Annotated in this window: 14 protein-coding genes; 4 read left to right on the top strand and 10 right to left on the bottom strand. The window is 52.4% G+C overall.

What is annotated here, in order from left to right:
* Positions 1 to 206 precede the first annotated feature (206 nt).
* Positions 207 to 2,192 (bottom strand): carbohydrate-binding module family 20 domain-containing protein, encoded by a 1,986-nt coding sequence (locus tag CBR65_RS12415; protein WP_198300733.1) that lies wholly within the window; start codon positions 2,190 to 2,192, stop codon positions 207 to 209.
* Between the two features lie 739 nt (positions 2,193 to 2,931).
* On the opposite strand from CBR65_RS12415, the gene CBR65_RS12410 reads away from it, so the two are divergent.
* A complete protein-coding gene (locus CBR65_RS12410; protein WP_087467136.1) occupies positions 2,932 to 8,772 on the top strand; it encodes a starch-binding protein in 5,841 nt (1,946 codons plus the stop codon).
* Between the two features lie 18 nt (positions 8,773 to 8,790).
* Positions 8,791 to 10,176, top strand: coding sequence for a DUF1552 domain-containing protein (locus tag CBR65_RS12405; RefSeq protein WP_087467135.1), 1,386 nt, complete (start codon positions 8,791 to 8,793; stop codon positions 10,174 to 10,176).
* Positions 10,177 to 10,310: 134 nt separating this feature from the next.
* On the opposite strand, the gene CBR65_RS12400 is transcribed toward CBR65_RS12405, so the two are convergent.
* The 7 genes from CBR65_RS12400 to CBR65_RS12370 form a co-directional block, all read right to left on the bottom strand.
* The gene (locus CBR65_RS12400) at positions 10,311 to 11,252 is read right to left on the bottom strand and encodes a cyclopropane-fatty-acyl-phospholipid synthase family protein (RefSeq protein WP_087467134.1); all 942 of its coding nucleotides are present in this window, start codon (positions 11,250 to 11,252) and stop codon (positions 10,311 to 10,313) included.
* 171 nt (positions 11,253 to 11,423) lie between these two features.
* The gene (locus CBR65_RS12395; RefSeq protein ID WP_087467133.1) at positions 11,424 to 12,449 is read right to left on the bottom strand and encodes an AraC family transcriptional regulator; all 1,026 of its coding nucleotides are present in this window, start codon (positions 12,447 to 12,449) and stop codon (positions 11,424 to 11,426) included.
* Positions 12,450 to 12,625: 176 nt separating this feature from the next.
* Positions 12,626 to 13,516, bottom strand: a complete 891-nt coding sequence (locus CBR65_RS12390; RefSeq protein WP_087467132.1) for an NAD(P)/FAD-dependent oxidoreductase — start codon at positions 13,514 to 13,516, stop codon at positions 12,626 to 12,628.
* A 77-nt stretch (positions 13,517 to 13,593) separates the two neighbouring features.
* Positions 13,594 to 14,037, bottom strand: coding sequence for an Rrf2 family transcriptional regulator (locus CBR65_RS12385; protein WP_087467131.1), 444 nt, complete (start codon positions 14,035 to 14,037; stop codon positions 13,594 to 13,596).
* Between the two features lie 152 nt (positions 14,038 to 14,189).
* Positions 14,190 to 14,441 carry a hypothetical protein gene (locus CBR65_RS12380; RefSeq protein ID WP_087467130.1) on the bottom strand — a complete coding sequence of 84 codons (252 nt, stop codon included), beginning with the start codon at positions 14,439 to 14,441 and terminating at the stop codon, positions 14,190 to 14,192.
* 357 nt (positions 14,442 to 14,798) lie between these two features.
* Complete coding sequence (locus CBR65_RS12375) at positions 14,799 to 17,879, bottom strand: ExeM/NucH family extracellular endonuclease (RefSeq protein ID WP_087467129.1); 3,081 nt, start codon at positions 17,877 to 17,879, stop codon at positions 14,799 to 14,801.
* A 216-nt stretch (positions 17,880 to 18,095) separates the two neighbouring features.
* Positions 18,096 to 20,132 carry a 5'-nucleotidase C-terminal domain-containing protein gene (locus tag CBR65_RS12370; RefSeq protein WP_087467128.1) on the bottom strand — a complete coding sequence of 679 codons (2,037 nt, stop codon included), beginning with the start codon at positions 20,130 to 20,132 and terminating at the stop codon, positions 18,096 to 18,098.
* Positions 20,133 to 20,260: 128 nt separating this feature from the next.
* Here CBR65_RS12370 and CBR65_RS12365 point away from each other — a divergent pair, with 128 nt between their 5' ends.
* Entirely contained in the window at positions 20,261 to 20,839 is a 579-nt protein-coding gene (locus CBR65_RS12365) for a hypothetical protein (protein WP_087467127.1), read from the top strand.
* Between the two features lie 133 nt (positions 20,840 to 20,972).
* Complete coding sequence (locus tag CBR65_RS12360) at positions 20,973 to 21,656, top strand: hypothetical protein (RefSeq protein WP_087467126.1); 684 nt, start codon at positions 20,973 to 20,975, stop codon at positions 21,654 to 21,656.
* A gap of 127 nt (positions 21,657 to 21,783) precedes the next feature.
* Here the strand turns inward: CBR65_RS12360 and CBR65_RS12355 are convergent, their stop codons facing one another.
* Together CBR65_RS12355 and CBR65_RS12350 are read right to left on the bottom strand one after the other, a co-directional pair.
* Positions 21,784 to 22,305 (bottom strand): lipocalin-like domain-containing protein, encoded by a 522-nt coding sequence (locus tag CBR65_RS12355; protein WP_087467125.1) that lies wholly within the window; start codon positions 22,303 to 22,305, stop codon positions 21,784 to 21,786.
* A 173-nt stretch (positions 22,306 to 22,478) separates the two neighbouring features.
* Positions 22,479 to 25,367 (bottom strand): class I adenylate cyclase, encoded by a 2,889-nt coding sequence (locus CBR65_RS12350; protein ID WP_087467124.1) that lies wholly within the window; start codon positions 25,365 to 25,367, stop codon positions 22,479 to 22,481.
* Positions 25,368 to 25,410 lie beyond the last annotated feature (43 nt).

Raw genomic sequence — 25,410 nt, 5'->3', positions numbered from 1 at the left:
CCTCAATTCAGGGATGAATTGAGGGAGCTACAGGGATGATTCATTCACCACATCCCTTTGGTTCACCCTTCGGGCAGCTTCTCTGTGCAAATTGGCTGTCCTGCCAATTTGTTATGCGTTTTCGAAACCAAACCCCTAATGACAAACGGATTGCGAAGTGATTTGGAATGATTCGACTCGTAATCAATTGGTCACGAGCAAAAAAATCAAAACCCACCCACCGTACTCGCCCCACTCCCCGTATTCACACTCGTATTTCCACCCGCTTCCCACACTACACCCGCCGCCGGATTATTTTCCTCGCGCTTTAAACATTTCCATTCAATACCCGTATTCGCCGGTAATTGAATCGTGCCAGTCCAGGTGGGATAACTGGTGGGATTAAGCTTTACCGCATTGGCCACCGACCAACTGCCGATAGCGGCATTGTTGCCCACCACATACACACTTTGTCCCGAATAAGTTGTGCCATTCTGACAGGTGAAATTCACCGCAACCGTGCCCGACGTGCTGCTGGAACTTGAGCTGGAACTGCTGCTGGTTGTTGCAGGCGTTAACGTGTAAGCGAGACTCGCATCGTTAAGGGTGATGGTGTAATTACCGGCGGACGTAATCCCGATATCGGCACCGCTGAGATTGGCAATGCCATCGTTGTTGGTATCACCGAAATTGGTTTGCCAATCGCCGTACACATCAAACTTGAAACGGTCATTGCTGCCGCCGGTAAAGTTGGCGCTGCCGGTCCAGGTGCCGTTGGCACAGGTCATGGCTTGTGAACCCCAGCTGTTAAACGTGCCGCGTAAATTCATGGTGTCGTAAACACATTCATTGCCCGTGATGGGGCCGACAATGGCGTCAGCGTGAATAGCGGATGCACCTTTTGCGCCGACAGAAAAACTCGCATTGCCGTTGGCGCTGACGGTGATAGTCGGGCCGGTGCACACGCCGTTGGAAAAATCACCTTTGATGACATCGCAATAGGTGCCGGCAGCCAGGCCGGTTTGCAGGGTGGTATTTAATGTGCCGCCGCTTTCGCCGTTGATCACCACAAAACCGCGATCACCGCGCCCGAAAGCAATTTGATTTGCACCGTTGTCCCACCAGTTGGATACATAAAATGCACTTTGTGTGGCGTTACGGAAGCTGACCATGTTGGCGATTTCGCGATTGCGGTGCTCACACAACCAGCCGCCGGAACAGGTGTTAGCCGCGCTGCTGGGTGGACCTTGATCGTGATCGTTCCAGTTGTAGCTAGACATCACTTTCGGGTAACCATAAGGCCAGGCCAGCGCAAAAACGTGCGCAATATTATTCACATTCGTGCCGTCTTTGTGGGTGATGATATTGCCGGTGTTTTGCCGTTGGTTATCGTGATTCGCGACAAAGGTAATGGCATCCGCACTGTTCAGCCAGCCACTCCATACACCGATGTTGCGCAACTCGCGCAGTGCGCCGCGCCCTTTAAAATAATGGCCCAGGGTGTTGGAAAAATTAAACTCGGTCACATCGCCGATATAGGTGTATTGGTTCGGTTGAATCGGCTCACCATCTGCGCCAATCACTTCCTGAAAAATATAGGGGTTGCCATTTAATCGGCTAACGATGTTGGCGATGTCGCCACTGGGGATATGCTTGGCCGCATCAATCCGGAAACCGGCTACGCCCAGGCTGGTTAAATCGTTCAGGTAGTCGGCAATCTTGCCGCGCACATAATCCGCTTCAGTTTTTAAATCATTCAAACCCACCAGATCGCAATTCTGAATTGACCAGGCATCGCTGTAATTGATATCGGTGGTACAGGTGTGGAAATCGTTAGGGCCATAGGGCACTTCAGGAAAATTACGGTTGCCGACGGACATGTGATTAATAACGGCATCCACATAAATATCGACACCCACGGCATTGCAACGCGACACCATGCTGGCGAATTCCGCGCGCGTGCCCGAGCGACCTTCAATGGCATAGCTGACCGGTTGGTAACGAGTCCACCATTGGCTGCCGCTGACAGATTTTTGCGGTGGCGACACTTGCACCGCCGCATAGCCTTTGGGGCCGAGATGGTTTTCACACTCGCTGGCGATCGCATTCCACTGCCATTCAAACAAATGAACGAAGGTGGTTTGTGCGGCAGCAGAAAAAGACAGTAAAAGACTCGCGGGAAATAATAACAAGGTGAAGAATAGTTTTTTCATGGCTTTTGACCTGTTAGAAAAATTATGGTTATTGTTTAACAGTGCGTGCATGAGGCTGTTGAAATGCAACGCTGGGTATTGAGTGTAAATGAATTAAATAGAAACGAAAGGGATAAAATTCTTGTGGCGACTGGAAGTTCTTGCGGTCGATTTATGATTGATATTGCGTGATGTTATATGTATTACACCCTTTTAGTGATGCAGCCAACACAAGGGATGTGCTGCATACGTATGCACTTATAAAAATACTCATCGCCTAGAATTATTCGCTGTTTATAAAGAATTTTATTACATAAAAACCATGACAATTTACCACCTGCAACAGGTTATTGAATACGTATTCATATTGCCTGGCGTTAATTTAATCACCTATATTGCTTAGACGCTAAATAACAATAACTCAATTTGTCAGTGCCCACTGGCTAGTGTTTTTTATCAAATCATCTGCGGGTTCGGTTAGGTGCCCACGGATATCCAGCTTTCATCATCTCAACGGCAGTCGTATTGCCGAAAGCATTACCTGAAACAATGCCGCAAGGTTTGCGGCTGGAGTTTTTTTGCCGGATGCATCTTCATAGACTATTGCACGCGCTGCCAGCGCCGTGGGGCGAGCTATTGTCTGCATGTCGACAAGCAGCGCCATTGCATGAATAACAATAACGATTTCCGGGTGGATAGCAGAGGTAGTTTGCGGTGCTGCATACCTGGTTGCTACTCAGGAAAAACACAGGAAAAATTTATGCCCGCATCACACCTGACACCCTGGTTCAGTCGCTGTTTTTTTATTGCTTTATTGTTTTCATCCGCTTGGGTGAATGCGCAAACCTGGCCGGAAGCACACGTACGCGGCACGTCGAATAATTGGGCTGCCACGGCAATGAGTTGGAATACCACCACAGGCCTGTGGGAAACACAATTAGCGTTTTCCGGCACAAACCCGCGCTTTAAAATCAGCCGCTATGCCAATAACTGGAATGAAGCTTATCCCGGGCAGGATTATCCAGTTACGCAAGGCGATGGCGATTATCGAATTACCTTTGATGATGCAACAAAAGTCATCAGTTTGAGTAAGGTGGCGCAAACTCTTTCACCCAACACGATTTGTTACAACAACGCCGGCAATCACGCCAACCCCACGATTTATTTCTGGAATCCGGTACCCTCCGGCTCTATGAGCCCTTTGCCCGCTTGGCCAGGCAGCAGCATGACCCGGCGCGGCAACTTTTTTTGTTACGATTTCAGTGCACTGTTGAGCAATGGCGTGATGCCTACGTCGATGGGCATTATCTTCAGCAACAATGGCAGTGCACAAACCAATAACCTGACATTCAATGGCGCCGGTTGTTATGAAGATGGCAATTGGAAAAATTTGCAACAATGTGGCTTCGCGTTAACCACAGATGGCTCATCGTCAAGCTCTGTTGCAAGCCAATCGAGCAGTGCGAGCCAATTGAGTTCAAGCCAGGAAAGTTCGGTCCAGGCAAGCTCAGTCGAGGACAGTAGCGCGAATTCCTCCAGTAGTTCCAACTCGCCAATCAGCTCGTCCAGCGTCAGCAGCGCGCCAATTTCCGCAACGCGCATTTATTTTTATAACTCACTCAATTACACCGCGCCGTATATTCATTACTTTAATGTCGCACCAGCACAGGCCAACACCAACTGGCCTGGCGTTGCGCTTACCGCGCTGGGCGATGGCTGGTATTCCTATGACTTTGCAGCGCAGATAAATACCGCCGGTATTGTGTTTAACAATAACGGTGCACCGCAAACCCAGAACCTGCAATTCAATGCGCCGCTGAATTGCTATCGCGATGGTGTGTGGCAAACCCCTGAACAATGTGGGGCGCCCATTGACTTGACTGCGCCTTTTAATTTTCCTATCACCGGCAATGTATCCGGTGGCGACTACCGTTTTGAAAAAGCCTACCCCAACCTTGATGATCAATTTCCCTCGCCAGTGATGGTATTACCCGATGGTGTGAATGATGTGATTTATGTGGTTGATAAAGTCGGCACCATCTTTGTGTTTCCCAATGACGAAACTGTCACCAAACCGGAAGTGCGCACATTGCTCAATATCAACAACGTCGTGCGCAATTATCATGAGCAAGGTTTGCTCAGCATGGCATTTGATCCGGACTATGTAAGCAACGGTTACTTTTATATTTATTACATCCACGGCACCGATGATAACGAGCGCGCGTCCAACGGCCAGTTCGGCGACGCGATCCTCGAACGTTGGACGGTAGACGATCCCTACAATCCCACCGCCGTGGTACCCGATTCGCGCGTGGAAATTTTACGCGTGCCCCAACCCGGTCCCGATCACAAAGGCGGCATGATGCAATTCCATGCCGAAGAACATTATTTGTATCTGAGCATTGGTGACGGTGCCTACGGGCATAGCGCTATCACGTCATACCCGGTGGACCCGCGCACCAACAACAACGCGCAGATCACCAGCAATTTGCTCGGCACCATGATCCGTATTGAATTGCTCGACACACCGGTCGACGGAAAATATTACGCGGTACCGCCGGATAATCCGTTTGTTGGCAATCCGGATTTCCGTCCGGAAATCTGGTCCTACGGTCATCGCAATCCTTGGCGTTGGGCTTTTGATCCGGATGCGCCTTACACCATCTGGCAAACCGAAGTAGGGCAGTCGGGTTTTGAAGAAGTGAACCTGATCCAGAAAGGAAAAAATTACGGCTGGCCGGTGTGTGAAGGTTTAACCAATCGCGGTGATCTGGGGGGCGACCCCGCAAAAAATTGCAGCACCGATTTTGAACCGCCGCGCGACGGCTACAACCATCCCACCGGTTATTCCATCATCGGCGGCGTGGTGTATCGCGGCAACAAGTTACCCGGTTTGACCGGCCGGTTTATCTTCGGTGATTACGTCACCAAGCGTTTGTGGTCAATCGTCGACGGCGAAGCGAAACAACTTATCAGCGAAGCCTTTCCGGAAAACATTGTGTCCTTCGGCACTGATTTAAGCGGTGAAGAATTATTGGTTTCCACCTACGGCGTGGAATACGGCGGACGTTCAACCATTTACCGCGTGGTGGATGATGCGGCGCAAGCGGCAGAAATTCCCGCGCACTTATCGGCAACGGGTTTGTTTGCCGACCTGGAAAATCTGACTCCGGTCAATGGCGTAGTTGAATACGCACTCAACAGCAACGGCTGGTTCGACGGTGCGCAAGCGCGGCATTTTATGGCCATCCCCAACAACACAACCATCGGCTTTGATCCGACCCAGCCTTGGGATCTACCTGTGGGTTCGGTGCTGGTCAAACACCTGAGTATTGCCACGGAAAATAATCCCCAGCAACCCTTCACGACCTCGGTGTTATTTCGTCAGGACAGCGGTTGGCAAGCCGCAAATTATCACTGGAATGCCGCCGGTACCGATGCCAATTTGGTAACGGAAACCATCAACGTGATGGATGGCGGAATGATTAATCGCGAACGCGCCGTGCAATCGGCTGCCGATTGTGGCTCCTGCCATGTGGGCAGCGGCAGTAAAGATCCGCTCGCGGTCAACACGCGTCAACTCAATCGCACGTTTGATTATCAGGGCGTGAGTGACAACCAGCTGGTGGTGTTCGATCGCATCGGTTTATTCAGCGAAGGCATCGATCATCCGGTGGCTTACGAACAGTTTGCAGCGCTCGATGATGCGACGGCCGATCTCACGGCGCGGGTCAAAGCCTACGCCGACACCAACTGCGCGCACTGTCACAACAGCAGCTTTATGGACATGCAATACGACACCCCGCTGGCAGATATGCGCTGGATCAACCAGGCCACCAGCGGCGGAAAATATCGTGTGCGCCCCGGCAGTACCGACGACAGCGTGGTGTACATCTACCAGACCAGCGACGGCAATCGGATGCCCAAGGGTTCGCGCTACACCAACCCGGTGGCGGAAGCGGTGTTTGCGGAATGGATCAACGGCCTGGATACCAGCGGTAATTCATCCAGTGCCACTTCATCCGACAACAGTTCAAGCTCATCCAGTTCGTCGTCGGCGGCCATTACCGCGATAGAGATTGCGCCCGCCAGCGTCGCACTGGCCGATGAACAACAACTGGTGGCCTACGGTGTGCGCAGCGACGGTATGCGCGTGAATCTATACGGGCAGGTGAGCTGGCAGATGGTGAGCGGTGCCGAGGTGGCATCAGTGAGTGCAAACGGACTGCTCACGCGCCTGGCCGCTGGCACCGCAGAGGTCGAAGCCCATTACCAGGGAATGACCGCGACCCTGACCCTTGTCGACAGAGCGCCCGGTTTGCAGCTGCGCTTTGATAACGCCGCCGACTGGGCCAACGTGCGCATCTATGTGTGGACTGTCGTCAACGGCGCCAACCAGGTGGTAGCACCCTGGCCCGGTGTGGCAATGAATGGCCCCGACGCCGATGGCTGGTGGACTTACAGCGTGGAACCGCAACACCTGCATAACGGTGCTATCAACGTGATCTTCACCAACGGCAGCGGCGCGCAAACGCCGGACCTGAGCATCACCACTTCTGCCAGTTACAGCTTCGCCAGTAACAGCTGGACGCCCTGGAACCCCGGCGGCTCGGGGGACAATACGCTGTATCGCCTGTCGGTGATCGGCGGCAGCACGCCGGACAACGAGCGCGATTTCCGCGCCGGCACGGTGGTGACTATCGCCGCTGATGAAGCACCCTACGGCACCACCTTTGCTGGCTGGACCGGCGATGGTTTGCCCTACGTCTTTACCGATCCTACCCAAACCGAGGTGCAACTGGTCGTCCCGGCTCACGGCCTCTCGTTACAGGCGCTGTTTGAGGGCGACACCCACGGCCCCGCGCGGGATCTCTATGCTGGCCAGTGCGCCAGTTGCCACGGCGAGCAGGGCAAGGGCGGCGTAGCAGCCGCACTCGATAATCTGCACGAAAGCAGCGCCTGGACGGTGGAACTGCTGGCGGACTACATCAGCGTCTACATGCCGATGGGTACCGCCAATCAATGTGCCGGCACCACCCCCGGCGACTGCGCCTACGACATTGCCAGCATGATCATCGCCAACGCCTGGGAAGCGCCGGACGTCTGTAGCGGCACCGACTGTCCATCCCAGTCCAGCCTGGATGCGCGCAATTTGCGTTTGCTGACGCGCACCGAATACCTCAACAGTGTGCGCGATATCTTCGGCATTGCCTTCCCCGATAACCTGATGAACCCGGTCCCGGCGGACGGTCGCTTGCGCAACTTTGAAACTGCTTCCTTCCTGATCGCGGACAACGAGCGCACCCTGGGTTACGAGATGGTCGCCGCGGAGGTGGCTGACCAGACTATCACCGATAAAGGCTTTGCCGGCCTAGCGCCGGGCTGTAGTGATCACCCCTGCGTGGTGGAGCGGTTAGGCAAGAAGCTGTTCCGTCGTCCCTTGTCAAACGACGAAGTAAGCACTTACACGGCACTCTATGACAGCACCGACGCCGGTCGCACCCTGGTGCAGGCACTGTTGATGTCGCCCCACTTTATGTACCGCTCGGAACTGGGCGTGGCGGACACAGACACCGGCCTCTATCGCCTGACCGACTATGAAATCGCGACCCTGCTGGCCTACACCTTCTGGGTCACGACCCCGGACGAGAACTTGTTGGCCGCTGCCGATGCGGGGACGCTGGATATCGCCGCGCAGGTGGAACGCTTGCTGGCGGACCCGCGTGCCGAACGCGGCCTGCGGCGCTTTGCTTCGGGCTGGCTGATCGACAACCAATACGGGTTTGCGGCCATCCAGAGCCCCACGCTGATCGCTGCGTTCAAGGAAGAAACCCTGCGCTTCGTGGTGGAAGCCATCAAGGAGAACAAGCCGTTCAACGAGCTGCTGACCGCCAATTACACCTGGGTCAATGCCGAACTGGCCGCCCATTACGGGATGCCGGCGGTGACGGACTGGACGCGCCGCTTCCATACCAGTGGGGAAGCGCGCTCCGGCGCGGGTCTACTGGGTCACGGCGCCTTCCTCGCGTCGCGCACCAACACGGTTAACCCGGCGCCGATCAAGCGCGGCGTGTATGTGCGTCAGGCCTTGATGTGCCAGGAATTCCCGCCGCCCGCCGCCGCTGATTTCAATGTGGTCTTCGAGCCGAGCGACAGCAACCGCGATGCCACTGCGCGCCACACCAGCGATCCGGCCTGTGCCTCCTGCCACCAATTTATCGACGGCGTTGGCTTCGGTTTCGAAAGCTTCGGCAGCGATGCGCTGTTCCGCACCATCGAAACCCTGGGCAACGGCGACACCCGCGCGGTGGATGCTAGCGGTGCCATCAAAAGCCTGAACTCGCCGGAGACGACCCTTGACCCCAACAGTCCGGCGGTAGCCTACAACTCCATCCCGGAGCTGGCCGCATTGATTGCTGACAGCGGGCAGGGTGCGGCCTGTTACTCACGGCAGTTCTACCGCTACACCCTGGGGCGCAACGAAACCCAGCTTGATGAGCCGATCATTCGCGCCTACAGCGCGGACCTGCGCGCAGGTGGCGGCATGCGCGACATGCTGATCGACCTCACCTTATCCGACAGTTTTATCTTGCGTCGTTAATTGCAGAGGACCATAACAATGACAAACTCCCACAATCGTTCGCGTCGCAGTTTTTTAATGAACCTCGCACGGACAGGCATGTTGCTACCCTTCGCGGGGCAGATGCTCGGCCAACAGGTACTCGCGCAAACAGCGAGCGCGCAACGTGTTTTATTTTTGTATTACCCCAACGGCGTGGTGCCCTACAACTGGCGACCGGCGCAGGACAACGGCAGCATCAGCAACGGTACTGAATTGAGTTTTGGTTTGGGGCCTTTGAAGGATTGGCACAATCGGATGATCGTGTTTAAAAACCTGAATCTCGATATCGGCCAGGGCGCCGGTGCGCACTACAACGATATGCGCGGCATCCTCACCGGTAACAACCAGATCAGCGATGCCAGCGCAAGCATCGATCATTTAATTGCGGAGCAATTGGGCAGCGAGGGTGTATTGAGTCTGGGTGTACGCACCGGACCAAAATCCGACGCGATGATCTCCAAACCGCGCAACGTCGGCACCAATGCGCGGCCGATTCCCAACAATGATCCCGCCGATGTCGCGCAAAAATTAGCGGCGCGCATCGGTGATGCGGGTGGTGAAGTGTCGGATTTAAAACGGCGCCTGTACGAAACGATTTTGGCAGATTTTGAACATTTGTCCGATGCAACGCTGGAGGGCACACGGCAGGACAAGATTGATTTACACGCGAACGCTTTGCGGCGGTTGCGCGATCAAACCGGCGTACAAGTGGGTGAATGCAGTTTTAATCCGAATGTGCTCGCCGATCCCTATGCGCAAGCGAATCAACCGCTGACGCCGACAGAATGGCAAATGTTTCCGCACCTGTGCCGCGCGCAAATTGACAATATTGTCGGCGCGTTTTCCTGCGGCCTGCATCGTGTGGCCACGCTGCAAATGTCCAAAGGCGATGAGAACGGCAACCTGGTGAATTACGCCTTCGATGAATGCTGGCAAATGGCACAGGACGCCATTGCGCAAGGCATCAAACACGATACCAACAGCGGCATCGTCGGCGCTGTAACGCGCTGGTATAACGAACACGCCAGCCACAACGCCTCCCACCGCCCCGGCGATGTACCGCACACCGCGCAAGTGCGCTGGTATCACTCGTTGCTGGCTTACACCCTGCAACAATTACAAGCGAAAGGATTGCTCGACGATACCCTGGTGGTAATGTTTTCCGAAGTGGGCGACGGCTCCAAACACGGCGGCGCTGCCGGCGCAGTCACCCTGGCCGGCGGTGCCGGCAGCGCGCTGCAAATGGGCCGCATCATTTACTGCGGCGACGGCGTCAACAACGGCCAACGCGTGTGGGGCACACACGAACTCTTCGGCGATATCGCCCGTCTGCTCGGCGTCACCAACCTCCCTGAAAACCACTGGCGCACCGGCATAATCTAAAACGCAACCACAGGCCCCGTAGGTCGGATTAGCCGTAAGGCGTAATCCGACACCCCACTTCCTCCCTGCGAAAATTTTTCATACTTGCGAAATGCATTGTCGGATTACGCTGTGCTAATCCGACCTACGACGGTTTAGGTTTTGATATCCGGTTTATCACCCGTGACGAGGTAATAACCAAATGCCTTGCGATTCATAGCCAAACCTAATCCCCACAAAGGCGCGAGCAGATGATGCCAGTGTTGCGGGTTGCGGTCACCTCGGCAAAGCAGCTTAACCCCATACTTAATAATCATCCATGGCACAAACAAGGCTGAAGGCAGCACCCGCCAGCTGAGGTCGACGACCTTGATATTGACAAACCCCAGCTCGGCCATGTGTGCGGTGACTTGATGTAAATCGGGGAAGTGGCCGAGTGCCCAATGGTGGCAGGTTTTTTGATAGCACAGGCGTGTAAAGGCGGAGTGCGTTTGCGTGGTCATAAACCCATCGCACAGGGTCAGGGTGGCGCCGGGTTTTAATAATCGCAGGGCTTCTTGTAACAGAGAGGTTTTGTTGTGCTCGGTGCTGTGGCACGCGCTTTCAATGGCATAGATGCCGTCGAACTGGGCGCTCTCAAAAGATGTGTGATGGTAATCCGCACGGTGGAAGCCAAGTTTATGCGCACCGGGTAGGTCACAGCTTAACGCGCGCGCTTCTTTCACCTGGTTGTTGGCAATGGTAATGCCCGTGATGCTGGCCACTGTTGTTTGCCCGGCGGCAAAACGGGCAGTGGCTCCCAAACCGCACCCCATATCCAATACATAATTTTGCTGACCCCGCAGTTTGAGGCTTTGCAGTACCGCGCGATTGGTATTTTCCAGCATGGCCTCAAGATTGAATGGGTTGGTGCCCCACTCATAGGTACCAAAGTGCATGTTCAAGCCTTTACTCCAATCGCGATACCCTTCACTGGCTTCGGCGTAATAGGCTTGTACACGCTCAAGTTGCGGGATTTTTTCAGATGTGGGCTTGGCCTGTTCGGTGGGATGAGTATGAGTGGTTAACGCATTTTTAAGCATCAGGTTGGCGGGCATGGTGACGTCCTTTTTGAATGAATCTGCCACCAGCTTGGCCAAGCGACCGTGTAGCAACCTCCAGATCGATCTGTTTGGTGATTCTTTGCGATGTGGTTTTTAAATGCTTTTTGAAAACAAGAGGTTAGCGAGTTCCAAAATGATCATTTTGCAGTTCAAACTCGCAACAGGTTACTCCGTGCGAGTGAGAATGCCGTGTTGTTTGCGGTATTGCCCCGGGGTCAGTCCGGTCACTTCGCGAAAGGCGGTGTAGAAGGATGACTGCGAACTGAACCCTACCGATAGCCCGACCGACAACACCGACGCATTAGGTTCCTGGGTGAGCACCAGCTTGGCGGCATTGATACGGTATTGACGGACGAGGCGCGAGAAGCTGATATCAAATTGCGTATTGATCAACTCGGAGGTCTGGTGCGTGGTTAAACCTAAGGACTCGGCCAGACGTGCCAGACTTAAGTCCTCATCTTTATACAACTGTTCTTTATGCATCAGGGTTTGCAATTGTCTGGCAAGGGCATCGCAATCGTGATTTTTTAGCGTGGAGACTGCATAGCTTGTCGTCACGGCTTCAATCGCTTTTTGTAGAAGGTCGGGGTAACGCAGCAGTAACCAAAGAATGGCGGCAAGTACCAGAGCGGTGAGGTTGGCGTAGGCCAAAACATAAAAACGCTCACCCAGCCAGGGCGCAAATAGCCCGACAAAAAATATCACGCAGGCCACCAAGGCAATACCCAGTAAGCCAAACCGCTCCAGTTCAAAGTGGCGGCGTTGGTCTTTGAGGCGGTGCAACTTCAGCGTGAGCCAAAAGGCGCTGAGCCCTCCCATCGCAAAAGCCAAGGGCAGAGCAATCTGTACCGGTGCCCATGGCCCTGATATCACCGGCACGATGGCCAATGCAGCAAGCGGAGGGATGCGGGCTTGTGGCTCAATCAATTCCCGGCAAAAACCATAGAAGGCTACCGGCGAGGCAAACAGCAGAGCGAGGTAAAAAGGCTCTTCAAATACCTGCCCATCAAACGCCAGCGCCCAACCGTGAAATACCTGGATGCTAGCGACAATGGCTAACATGGCCGTGCACGCAAATTTAGAAAACCCCGTTTTTTCAAACGCCTGATAGGTCCACCAATACACGCCCCACAAGATAACCATGGCGACTAAACTAAAACCGATGCTCCATTGGGTAATCAGAGTCAACATAAAGGGCAGTGTCCTGGGGTATGAATAATGAGTTCAAACCATATCAGGTGTTTTGGGGGCTTTGAATCTTTTATTTTTTAAGGGCGCATGGTGGTGATTTTTTTGTTGGGAAATTTTTCGCATTTGCCAGAAAGATGTCGGATTACGCCTTGCGGCTAATCCGACCTACGGGTGGGTTAGTGCAAGCCTTCGAGCATGAGTGAGCGATGGGCGGCGGTGCCGGCCATGACACCGTCGGCAATGGCAAAGGTTACATTCCCCGCTGCGCGAGCCGCATCGCCGCAGGCAAACACATGGCGAATGCTCGTCTCTTTAAGTGCATCTGTTTTAATGATAAAACCGAGTGGACTTTCTTCCAGATCGCAACCGAGTTGTTCTGCCAGGGGACTCGATACAGAGACTTTGCTCGCGACAAACAATCCGGCTAATGAAATCATACGACCGTCGCGCAAGGTGACGATGGCGTGGCCGGAAATATCAGTGATCAGTTCTTTTTCAATCGAGACATTGCGCACAGCTAACTGCCGCTGTTGTTCCTCATCAGGTTCAAAGACGCCGTTGATAAAAAACGTTGTGATACCCCAGTCCGGAATCATCAATGCCTGATGCATGGACATTTCACTGGTTGCAATCACACCCAGATGGCCGTTATTTAATTCATAACCGTGGCAATACGGACAATGGAAAACAGATTGGCCCCAGCGTTCTTTTAATCCCGGAATGCCGGGAATGTTATCGCGTACACCCAGCGCCAATATCAAACGCTTGCCGATAAAGGTTTCATTGCTATCGGTTTTTACCACAAAGTGTTCACCGTTTTTTTCGGCCGATGAGGCTGTTCCGTCGCGCCAGGTGACACAGGGATATTCGAGCAATTGCGCTTTGGCATTGCTGGCGATTTCGTCAGGTGTTTTGCCATCCTGACCGAGCAAACCGTGGGAAGCGCTGGCAAATCGATTGCGCCTTACGCCGGCGTCAATCACCAGCACGGAGCGCCGGCCCCGCGCAAGTTGTAATGCAGCGGCCATGCCGGAATAACTGCCGCCCAGGATAATAACGTCGAACATAACCTACCCCTGTTAATGACGAATCAATAAAAAATTTGCGTTGTGCCTTATCTTTAGCGGTACGCGAAAAATATTTTCTACGAGCAAGTGCTTTTGCGTTTCTGCATGCGCCGATGAAAATCCTTGCTCAACTGTGCCAGCGTTACTTCGCGAAAACGGCTAAGCAATAATGTTTCGGCATCGTGAAATGCCTGATTCATCGCCGCATTCACCGCCTCTTCCACCAGACAGCCCGGCGACTCGGTGCGATTGCCCATAGCAAGCATCGTCGGTGAACCGAGGGCGAGATAAATATCGTGCAGGGTAATCTTGTTCAGGTCGCAGGAAATTCGCCAACCACCACCGTGACCCTTCTCGGAATGCACCAGTTTCTGCTCACGCAGCCCGCCAAGAATGCGGCGAATCACCACCGGATTAGTCTGCATCATCCTGGCCAAGGCCTCGGACGTCTGCGGCTCGTCGCTCTCCGCCATGTGAAGGAGCACGTGAAGAACACCGGAAAGCCTGCTGTCACGTTTCATAAGAAAAACCGTATGTGGATGTCATGTAACAAATGTTATTACATGATGCGGCAAGACACAACCCCGTAGGTCGGATTAGCCGTCAGGCGTAATCCGACGCAGATTTTCAGAAGGAAATTTTTGGCAGGTTCGGAATATCGGATTACGCTACGCTAATCCGACCTACGGTCGTGGTCATCCGGATCATCCTCATCGTCATGATCGGGATCTTCAATATCATCGCGGGCAACCATAAAGATAACGATAGGCACCACCGCCAACAGTCCAAGGGTAAAGATCGGCAGAACCCAGGCATCGCTCTCAAACGTCTTCATCATATCCATCAGGTTGACAAAGCCATAACCCAACAGCACCAGACCCCCTAACACGGGAATGATCAATAATTTCTTTAACAAAGGATTCATGGCCGCTCCTGACGCAATGACAATCACCGAAGCGCCTCCATGCTAAAACCTTGAGATCAGCGTTTCGGGAATGTTGGAAGCATAGCAGATTTGAGGTGTGACTTCCTGCGATGGAGGGCAATGGGAAAGATGCTTTGCTCAATTGTGGAATAGATCTGCCGTATTGCTCGGTGCAAGTTTGGTGTTAGGGCGTTGGTTTCGAAACCCTCAATTCACGGATGAATTGAGGGAGCTACAGGGACGTATTTATGCGTTTTCGAAACCAACGCCCTAATGCCAAACGGACTACGAAGTAAATATCGAAACGGTTAAGTGAAACCTCAGGAGAGCTCGACTCTCCTGAGGTCGTTATCATTACTACGAATGCTTACTCTGCGCCAACCACAATGTCCAGATCAGCATATCCAACAAACTGATCCGTCCATCATCATTCAAATCAAACTGACTGTTGCTATCGGTAATTTTCTTACCAAGATTACGCAACAACAATTTCAAATCCTTACCATTAATTTTTTGATCCTCATTAAAATCACCGCGCACCGCTTCCGGCTGTGGCGCCGTCAATGCCAGTTCAATAATCAAAGGATCGTGGTCCGAAGCGCGCCAGGCTTCCGGGCTGTACAAGCTGATGACTTGCTCTGGTGTTTTAAACTCCTCGTTATAATCCAACACGCGCGGCTCATCGGCGTTGACATGCCAATCGACAGCGCCAGTGACCTGGCTGCGCAAACTATTACTGGCCAGCGCGTGGTCGAGGTAACCGGCGAGGCCGGTGAACACGTAGGAGTAGGCGAGGTCACCGGAAAAATCCTTCAGCAGATTAACGTAGCCCGCTGCTTCGATGGTAGTAATCGGATCTTCCTTGGCGTAGGCATTCAGGTCGCCCATGATCAGCACGTCTGTGTCGTCACTATTGGTGGGATCGTTGGCCAACCAATCGGCCATAGCCTCAGCGGCCGCAGTGCGAGTGAGGTTGCAATTGCCCTGGCCATCGCCGGTATCGGGATCACTCAGGTCGTTGCAATCAGAGCCTTTGGATTTCAAGTGCGTAACCGCAAGTGTCACCACACCTTGCGTGGCAATTTCACGAAAACTCTGCGCCAGTACCGGACGATTTTTGTTATCGATAAAACGTGGATCGATGGATGAATCGAGAATTGCCGACGCGTTTATCAGCTCCACCGTTTCTGGTTTGTAGATGAAACCGACGGTAATTTCATCGGTGCCGATTTGTGCAACACCGGGATTCACCACAGCATAATCCAGCCCGGCATCATACAAACCATTCACCAGATCCTGAATCGCACTTTGCGGACCGTAGCCATCGTTTTCAATTTCGATCAGGCCAACGATATCGGCATCCATCGCTACCAGTGCCGCGATAATCTTTGCGCGTTGCCGTGCAAATTCTTCCGGTGTGTTAGCGCCGCGCGAGGTGGGGAAACCACCGCCGAGGCCATCGCCATTGAAATAATTCAGCACATTGAAAGAAGCAATCTTCAAACTGCCGCTGCCCGGTAGATCCGGTTCAGGTGTGCGTGCATTATCCGGTACAAAGATCGGCGTGCTGGTGGGTTGAATGCGGTACTCATCAAATGAATAGTGCAATACGCCTTGCAAGCCAGTAACGCGATCGCCGGAACGCACCGTATTGTAGGCTGATAATTCCGGTGCGGGATAAGGAATGACGGCCGGATTCTGGCGACCACTGCCATCGTCCAACAAAATGCGACGCAGATTATTTTGCGCTGCAACGGCTTGTGCTGCTGCACCTGGCATTGCAACTTGGGTCGGATTAAACAAGCGGCCATCGGCGGACAATACCAGCTCACCGTAGCGACCCAGATTGTAATTCTCCGTCACGGTCAGATCTTGCTGAACCACAATAGACATGCCTTCATGATTTTCCAGATCGCTGAGAGTAGTTACCGGTAAAACCAGGACGCTCGGCGTAACGCTGACACCGGTGGCACACACTTGCATGCTCGCCGCCGTGATTTGCGTCATGTTGAAATATTCACTGACGTTACCGGTAATGCGTACCAGGTCACCGGCGTTGATGGTCATCGCATTGGTGCTATCAAAAATAAAAATACCTTCCGAGGTGAGCGAATTGTTATCGCGGTCGCTGTCTTCTTCCTGCACAAAAAAGCCACTCAGGCGATCGCTGCCCTGGAAGTCACCTACCACGACGCCTTCAATGGTTTGTGTGGTGCCGATAAAACTGCTGGTAGCGCCATCACCCTGAATCGTGTGAATTTTGGTGGCGGGCATGCCGCATTGGTCGACAACTACCGGTGCGCATTGGTTGGCTGCGCCGGGTGTCGGTAATGCCTGGCCATAATGGCTGGTGTTACGCAGACCGCCGCTGCCGTTCGGGCAACGCTGGCTGGATTGCATGACACCATCGCTGTTTGCATTTTCATCCACCTGCGGCTCGTCGGTATTAAGCAGTGCCAATAATTCCACATCATCGGCATCGCTGGTGCCGTAGACGATTGCATCAATTAAATTCTCGACGGTGATGTTGCTGCCGTTAGGGAAGTTGCTCGCATCAGTCTGGTACAACGCAACGGCATCGGCGCCGTTTTGAATAGCGTTGGACGGCACAACAAAATCGACATTGGCAACCGCTTCATTGCCAACCACAAAATAACCCTCGGCATTGGTGGTATAACCGGTAAGGTCAATGGTGTTGTAGCTGAGATCGTTGCTGCCGTTAAACAGCACCAGCACAAAACCATCCAATGAGGTAAAACCGGCACCGCCGTCAAACAATTCAATAAATTCCAGCGTGTCTGTGCCGGCGGTATCCGCATCTACTTCGTTGATTAATAGTGTCGTTGTACCGGGATTGCTGCTACCAAGATACTGGCCAAGGTCAGCGAAAGTGTCTTGCGCAAAACCTTCCCACTGTTGCGCAGGATCAAAAGCATCATAACCATCGGCATCGCCCTCGGTTACCGACGTCATGCGGCGTAAGGTTTTATTGGCGGTAGCCGTATCGCCAGTGCCCCACTGTGAACCTGGATCAACGCCGATCTGGCCGATCACATCAATCGGATTGCCGCCGTACAATAACGCGACGGCATCATCGCCGTTAAACCAACCAGCGCCGTTGGTTTGATCGGCTACGGCAAGGATATCGGGATGGGCTGCGCTGTGGGCCAACACATACACCTCACCATCTGGCAAAGTGCCTTGCAACGCAATCGTTAATGCAGCATTGGTGTTGCCGTTGAAAAACATCTGTACTTCATAAGCAGACAGATCAACGGTAGCGCCGGTGTTGTTATAAATTTCCAGGGCTTTGTTGTTGCTCGAACCTTCGATGTATTCAGAAAAAAACAAATCCGCACTGGCCAGCGAGCTGCTGGACAAGAGTGCAGTTATTAAGATGTGACGTAATAAACGAATGGGATCAGATGTCCATTGCATAGCGGCGGCTCCTGTTAAACATTATTGGAAAAAGCGCACGTATGTTGATCGGCAGCCGTGACAGTGCTGTGATCAATTGATGACAGAAATAACGCAGATTTATGACAGGAAAGCAGGTCGCGACCTTGCGATGGGTGTAGTTCGTCCGTGGAAAAAAATCAGATAATGGGCTGGCATCCCTGCAGCCCTATATTCATCCTTTGGAATAAGCGTTAATTAATACCCGGTACAAGTCTCGGTGCTGTGGTTGCAAGCATCACGCCCAATATATTGTTGCGTGCTGTATTCACTCACCGGTAATTTTTCCAGCGCATCGCCGTTGGCTGCCAACTGTTCGATGTAGTCAATAAATGCCTGGGTATACAAGGTGAAGGTATTCACGTATTCACCTGCATCAAACAATTCGCCGAAGGTGGCGTAACCGTCCTGGCCGGAGGCGATAAAATCATTGGTGACTACGGTGTAGGTTTCAGTGTCGCTGATGGCCGTCCATTCACCACTAACGCGTGAATTAACTTCAATATTGGATACGCGCGAACCGTCTGCTGCTGATGCGTCGATGTGGTAACGCAAACCGGAAGCGTAGGGGTAGGCACCGCTTGATCCGCCGACACGCAGGGCGTTGGTCATAGCATCTTCCAGGACTGCTTTAATTTGTGCGCCGGTCATGTCGAGCGTGACCAATGTGTTGGTGAAAGGCAACACGTTGACGGCTTCAGCAAAGGTAATATCACCAGCGGCTACGTCGGTGCGCACGCCGCCACCATTTTGAATGGCGATATCGGCGGTGGGCGTAACCGTCATAAACGCTTTGGCGATGATGTTGGAAATATCGCTACCGAATTCAGCGGTCACGCTGGCATCACAAATTGTTGAGCGGCTTTCACCGGGAAAGCGCACCAGGCATAAATCGTCAGCGGCGCTGCCGATAACCTGTTGTTCGAGTACGCTGACTTCGTCGTTGTAAACACTCAACACACTCGCCGTGGTTGCATCGGGCACAACCGCAACAACTTCCGGTAATTTGGTGATTTGCTGACGCACCTTAAACGCATCGCTGGCATTCAGCATACGGTCATCACCGTCGGCGTAGGCGTAGCTGAAGTTGTCAGCAACGGGTATATAAGGCATGCCGTTACAGGCAGTTACTTTACCTTCGCCATCAAAATTCACTTCCAGTTTGCCGAGCAGGTGCGCGTACTCCCAGGCTTGCACAATACACACGGTATCGCCGTCCAGATTGGTTGCCACGGTCGGGTATCCGCCGGCGGGGTTAAAGCCGAGGCTGGTAAAGGTTTCGCCGCCGAGCAAGGTATGCGAATCGCCACCGACAATGACATCCACACCACTCAGATTTGCAGCGAGTAATTTATCGTTTTCATATTGGTAGTGAGTGACCAATACAATTTTATTAACGCCTTGTTCGTGCAGTTCATCAATATAGGTTTGTGCTGTAGTGGTTTCGTCGAGGAAGTTGGTATCGGCATCGGGCTTGGACGAGTTTTTGGTTTTGTCGGCGATGTCGATGCCGATAAATCCCACTTTTTGTCCCTGGATGTCGCGGATCAGGTAAGGCTGGATATAGCCATCGCGGATTGCCGAGGTTTCACCCGGCTCGACGTTGGCCGCTAACACGGGTGTCGTGCAGGCACCGGCTTGCAGGTCATCCAGAAAATTTGCCAGGCCCTGGTCACCGTTATCAAATTCGTGGTTGCCCAGTGCAAACATGTCGAAACACACCTGGTTCATCATGGCGGCATCGGCGGCACCATTGAACAGGGAATAATAGAGGGTGCCGGTGATGGCATCGCCCGCATGAATTTTTATCGGATTGGTTGATTGTGCCGCGAGACTATCAAACAGCGATACCAACATCGGGAAGCCGCCGTAGGTTACCGACACTTCGCTGATTTCCGCATCGGCAGCGGTGCGCGCCGTCAATGCCAAACCAGAAACATCGTAATCAAAGGCTTCAGCCGCGATATGCGAATGGTGGTCGTTCATATGCAGAATCGTCATGGTCAGTGGCGCGCCATCTTCTGCTGGTGGATTCTGCAAATCATCAAGTTGTTCTTCGAGATCGGTAATCTCGTCATTCAGTGAATCAATTTCCTGTTGCGCCTGATTCAGATCGGCGCGCAGGTCACGCACCTCTCCATCGTTGTCATCGTCGCTGCCGCAGGCGGACAGGATCAGTGTGAGTGATAGGGGAAGTAGATACTTAACTGCAGCGGTATTATTGAATAATTTCACGTCCTGAACTCCATGAGGGTGATAGGTCTGGGATATTTGTCGCTCTTATCAACAGGAAGACGGGGAGGAATATAAAGACAAAGCATGATATTTTGATGACGGTTTTTTAAACGGATTAGAATCGCGCCATGCTTAAAGACATTATCAGTGCCCTTGCGATAGCACTGACCCTGTTCGCTTTCCTGCCCTACATTGCCTCAACATGGCGGGGACAAACCCGACCGCATGTGTTCTCGTGGGTGATCTGGGGTATTACAACCTTTATTGTATTTCTGGCGCAGGTGAAGGATGGCGGCGGCGCGGGTGCCTGGCCCATTGGCGTGTCGGGTGTGATTACGATCGGTGTGGCGATTGTTGCCTACCTCAAGCGTGCCGACATCAGTATTACCCGCCTGGATACCTTGTTTTTTATCGCGGCGGTTTCTGCTGTGCCCTTGTGGTATTTCACCGCTGACCCGATGTGGGCGGTGGTGATACTGACGGTGGTTGATCTGTTGGGCTTCGGTCCAACCTTGAGAAAAGCATTTCACTTTCCGCATGAAGAGAATCTGACATTCTTTGGATTATTTCTATTGCGTAATCTGCTGGTAATTGTTGCATTGGAACGCTACTCGGTAACCACCCTTCTGTTTCCGGCAGCGGTTGCGCTGGCGTGTCTGTTGTTGATTTTGCTGATTGGTTATCGCCGCACGCTCAATCGCGCCTGAAAAAAATAGCGCGCCATCTTTGTAGTTTTTTGTAAAACCTGTGGGCCGGAATATTTATTCTTCTCCGTTATCTGTTAAAAATCATCCGGTGAAATTTTTTTCACACTTTTGCCCAACAATCATCGGAGGATTTATGAAGAATAAACATAACTTTCAGTGGCGTTATTTCGTGTTGTTTTTGTCTGTCTTGTGTTTCAACTTTCTGTCGTTTAATACCTATGCGGAGTCTTCGTCGCTCGCGGCTGAAAAGGTGCGGCCCGGACCGGTGGATCGGCAGCTGAAAATTTTCAAATATGCTGAATCGACCCAATGCAATAACGATGGCATCCCTTTGAAAAAAATGGTTGAGGAATTAAGGGTGGCGGGTATTACATTTACCTGCGCGCAACGCGCTTATGATGGTATGGCCTATCCGGCTGTATGTGGCGGAGCGACCGGTGAGATTAATGTGTTCCGTATTTATGCATCGGATTTGCCGCTGGCGCGACGCCTGGGTTATGCCCCGGTTTCCACCTTGCCGGAATATCAGGATCGCCCTTGCGGTAAAGCCAAGGTATTTAAATATGACGGCTCCACCCAGTGCAATAACGATGGTATTCCCGTGAAAGTCATGGCGCAGGAATTAGTCGGTGGCGGGGTGGATGTTATCTGCGGGCAGAAAGCCAGTGATGGAATGATGTACCCGGCCGTGTGTGGTGGCGGTACGGGCGCAATCAATGTGTACCTGATCCACCCGGAAAATTTATCGGACGCCGAGGCCCTGGGTTTCAGCTCGGTTAATGAATTGCCGGAGTATCAGGACACCCCGTGTCAGTAAATATTGTGCAACCCTGACCGTAGGTCGGATTAGCGTAGCGTAATCCGACAAACTCCTCATACGAAAAATTTATCGCAATGATCAGGAGCAGTGTCGGATTACGCTGCGCTAATCCGACCTACGGGTTTTATTTAATGCGCTTGAAGACGGAGTAGAGATAACCATCCGCATCGCCCAGACCTAATTTGGTAATAGGGTAATCGCCTTCCTGAATCATGGTGTCGCCATCAATCGTGATCTTGAAACGAATCGATTCGCCCTCGTAGTTGGGGTAATTCATGTATTCGATATGCTCTGTCAGGTAACCATCAGCAAAGGTGTAACGCCCACCGCCGCCACCGAAGTTTTCAAACGCAATGACTTTTTCCTCCGGCGTTAATTGGTAAGAGGTAAAGCGCGGACGTTTGTCGCCGTTGCTCACGAAAGCAAAATGCGTGTCGTTGAACAGCTTCATCATCTTGTGTGTGGTGGGGTTAAAGGTCGGGATGGTTTTTCCGTTGATGCGGATTTCTTCATGCATTAATTGCCAGGAACCAATCAGGGATTGTTCCGGCGATGCGTTGTTTGCGATGAGGTGATTGCTTTGTGTCGTACAAGCAGAAGCGAAAAGTAAGACCGAACATAAGCCGAAGATGCTGAGCAATTTCATTGTATAAATTCCTTATGGACATTGTTTTGATGCACGGTGATGCGTGCGGGGGCTATGGTAGAGAGCGGGGCTGTTACCGACAAGTGTATTAAATATTCTTTGCACAAGGGATGTCGGATTACGCTGCGCTAATCCGACACAAGCCATCAGACCAGCGCGATGTAAAAAAGAAATCACGGATGCGGCGCAATAACATTCAACGCCCGGGTAAGCCGATCTTCAAGATCAGCTTTAACTTGCAGATAGTGACTCAACTGCAACCCGGTTTGCGGTGCAATTAAATCGCGGCAGAGGGAGAGATCAAGGTCGGTGATATAGCAGGGATACCGTTCGCCGCCAATGCGTTGCTGCAAGATATAACGCGCGACGGCCTGGCATAAACCCTCACCATATTCCAGGGTAGAAAATTCCTGCTGGTTGCAGTAAATGGTATAGCGGATATGTCCATCAATATCCGGTTCGGCAATAACCTGAATATTAATAAATCCCAACTGACTGATATCGCTGTTAACCTTGCGTTGTTCCAGGTAACCCTGCTGCTGTTTCACATTGCCCATTACTTCAAAAAACTGTACCGACTGCATCTTCAATTGCTGCAGCGACACATCGCCATGCAGGCTCTGGCGTTCCATGGCGGCGCGAATAAACCGGCTGAGCGGTCGCAACAAGGTTTGTTGGTTGTGGTAGGGCATCTCGGTAGTAAACAGCGAGCCTTTTTCATCAATCACCGTAACGCTGGCAAGGGGCTGCTCTGTATGCGTCTGAAGCTGATAGAAAACATACACGCCCGGCATGTTCAGCGCATCGGCAAAAAGCTTTAACGGCTTATCGCGCAAACCGTAACGGTCGATCACAATCGGACTGTAATCCAATTGGGCGTTGCCGAGTTTTTCCAATAATTTTTCGTAGGTTTTATAGCGGATGATATGCGGCTGCTGCTGAAGAAATTGCAATAGCAGATATTCATCACCCATCTCAAGGATGTAGCGGCTGTTGCGCGGGCGCGTGTTGGAGTAGTAACAGGCGATGATGTCACGCCATAATTCCTCCAGTCGCTGCGTGATAATGGCGCCCTGGCCGCTGCTGAAACAGCGAATGGTTAATTCCGGCAAGGCGAGGCCACGGCCGGGCGGCAACATGCGCAGGTAATGCAGCAGGCTGTTGATCAACGCATCACCGGCGTAATGGCGACACACAATTTCCTGCCAGGTATTGATCTGGACGACATCCACCGTCAACACCAGATTTTCGCGGAAGCCGCTGTAGCCGAGAGCATCCCGCTGGTTGCTCAACAGCTGCATGCCTTTTTTGTGTAACTCGGCCTGGGGTTCTACGCCGAGATTAAACAGCAGCAAGAGGCGGGTGGGTTGTGCGCTCTGTTTGAATTGTTCGTGGGATAAAGGTGGCAGGGGTAAGGGCAGCCATTGATGAAGGCTTTGTAACACCTGCTGTCGCTGGATGTTACTGAGCTGAAAGCTGTTGCTGATGACATCCAGCTTGGTATCCATATTGAGAATGCCGTTGCAATAACTCCAGAGTAACAATTCCACCAGGTTGCGCGACCGTTTAATAGGTTCTACTGCGGTATGGCGCATTTGCAATTCGGCATAACTGCCGCGATACAGTTGCCAGAGGTCCTGTTCATCGCGGCGCTCCTGCACAAGGCTCAATGACTCTTCATGCAGGTCGCGGGAGATGCCGGGATTAATCCATTCAATCTTGCCCGCCTTGCGTTCAAACGCCGCGTGAAGTTTCCGCCCGAGGATCATCAATTCCTCGTTGGTAATAGTCGCCTGGGTAAAATGGTTTTTATTGATCTCACTCAGCAGTCGATAGCTGTTACTCAGTTCATTCACCAGCAATGTGCGTTCGGTAATAACCTGCGGAGCTTTCCAGCTCAAATGATCATCCAGCAAATGCAGGTGATGCGCTTGCCACTGCCATTGCTGCACCATGGATTCCAGCAATAATCGTTGCCAGGATTTTTGCGGGCTGCGACTGCCACGCGTCAGGGGCTTGTTGACCTTGAAATAAAAACAGCGCCGCACCAGTTCCAGCCGTTGGTGCTGTGCGCGACTGCCGAGGTAATCTTCCAGCCGCTGGTAAATCATCACATAGGGGTCGAGCGTATTGGCATCCGGCGTATCCTGGTAAATCGCGCGCTTGAATGTCAATGCCAAGGGCTCACTGTCGGTATCGCTGGCATAGGTTTCCAGCAACAATAATTTCAACACCGATTTATACGGCGCTTCGATACCTTTATAGACCTGCCAGATACCGGCACCAATAAATTCATTCTGGGGAATACTCGGGATGCCGCCAAAATCGATCACATCTTTTTCACGCAAAAAGCGTTTGGTCAGCAGGGTATTGGTGTAGTTGTCGTAATCCTGTTCCTGGCTCGCGGGCACAAACCACCACAGCGGCACCTTGCCGGCGAGCCACAGGGCGGTGCGATAAAATTCATCGAGTAATAAAAAATGTTGCGCCGAACCGCTGCCTTCACTGCTGAGTTTGGCCACCTTGCCTTCGCGGAAACTCTGGCAATTCATTAAAAAGAAATGCGCTTCCAGATGGATATGTTGTTCGGCCCATTGACTGATGCGTTGGCATTTCGTGTGTAAATCGGCCAGCGCCTCGGGCGATAAATTATCGGTGTGACAAATCCAGATATCCAGATCGCTGCTGTCGCTCTGCGCAATGGTGCCGATGCTGCCCATGACAAACAATGCATCGATAGCACTCTGACTCGCGATTAAATCGCGGTTGTAGTTAAAACTGCGCGCGAGGTTTTTGGCAATGCGCAATTCTTCCTTGCCGGGGGTGTACTGATGAATACCGCAGGCGGTTTGATGGGAAAAATAACCCGGTAACATGGGGTGGTTCACATGGAACAGCAGCGGCAGGAGTGACAGGAATTGTTGCTGGCGGTCGGACAATGCCGCCGCCGTGCGCTGATAGCGCTGTTGATTCAACTCGATAAAACGTTGCCGGACGAGGTTGAGCTGTTTGCGGTCAACGCCCTGGTCAAGGTCGTGGATGTCTATCGTTTTGGAAAACATGGGTAAATCGAAATGCCTCGCCAGCGGTCGGAAGCTCGGCTGA

Origin of the sequence: Cellvibrio sp. PSBB006 (assembly GCF_002162135.1) — a bacterium.
GTDB lineage: Bacteria > Pseudomonadota > Gammaproteobacteria > Pseudomonadales > Cellvibrionaceae > Cellvibrio.
Note: the sequence above shows the minus strand (reverse complement) of the source record. Positions and strands in the feature narration are given on the sequence as shown.

What these genes read in the sequence shown, in the direction of transcription:
- CBR65_RS12350 (WP_087467124.1), bottom strand. Translation starts at nt 25,367, where the DNA reads ATGTTTTCCAAAACGATAGACATCCACGACCTTGACCAGGGCGTTGAC.
- CBR65_RS12410 (WP_087467136.1), top strand. Translation starts at nt 2,932, where the DNA reads ATGCCCGCATCACACCTGACACCCTGGTTCAGTCGCTGTTTTTTTATT.
- CBR65_RS12365 (WP_087467127.1), top strand. Translation starts at nt 20,261, where the DNA reads ATGCTTAAAGACATTATCAGTGCCCTTGCGATAGCACTGACCCTGTTC.
- CBR65_RS12385 (WP_087467131.1), bottom strand. Translation starts at nt 14,037, where the DNA reads ATGAAACGTGACAGCAGGCTTTCCGGTGTTCTTCACGTGCTCCTTCAC.
- CBR65_RS12360 (WP_087467126.1), top strand. Translation starts at nt 20,973, where the DNA reads ATGAAGAATAAACATAACTTTCAGTGGCGTTATTTCGTGTTGTTTTTG.
- CBR65_RS12395 (WP_087467133.1), bottom strand. Translation starts at nt 12,449, where the DNA reads ATGTTGACTCTGATTACCCAATGGAGCATCGGTTTTAGTTTAGTCGCC.
- CBR65_RS12380 (WP_087467130.1), bottom strand. Translation starts at nt 14,441, where the DNA reads ATGAATCCTTTGTTAAAGAAATTATTGATCATTCCCGTGTTAGGGGGT.
- CBR65_RS12355 (WP_087467125.1), bottom strand. Translation starts at nt 22,305, where the DNA reads ATGAAATTGCTCAGCATCTTCGGCTTATGTTCGGTCTTACTTTTCGCT.
- CBR65_RS12375 (WP_087467129.1), bottom strand. Translation starts at nt 17,879, where the DNA reads ATGCAATGGACATCTGATCCCATTCGTTTATTACGTCACATCTTAATA.
- CBR65_RS12390 (WP_087467132.1), bottom strand. Translation starts at nt 13,516, where the DNA reads ATGTTCGACGTTATTATCCTGGGCGGCAGTTATTCCGGCATGGCCGCT.
- CBR65_RS12415 (WP_198300733.1), bottom strand. Translation starts at nt 2,192, where the DNA reads ATGAAAAAACTATTCTTCACCTTGTTATTATTTCCCGCGAGTCTTTTA.
- CBR65_RS12405 (WP_087467135.1), top strand. Translation starts at nt 8,791, where the DNA reads ATGACAAACTCCCACAATCGTTCGCGTCGCAGTTTTTTAATGAACCTC.
- CBR65_RS12400 (WP_087467134.1), bottom strand. Translation starts at nt 11,252, where the DNA reads ATGCCCGCCAACCTGATGCTTAAAAATGCGTTAACCACTCATACTCAT.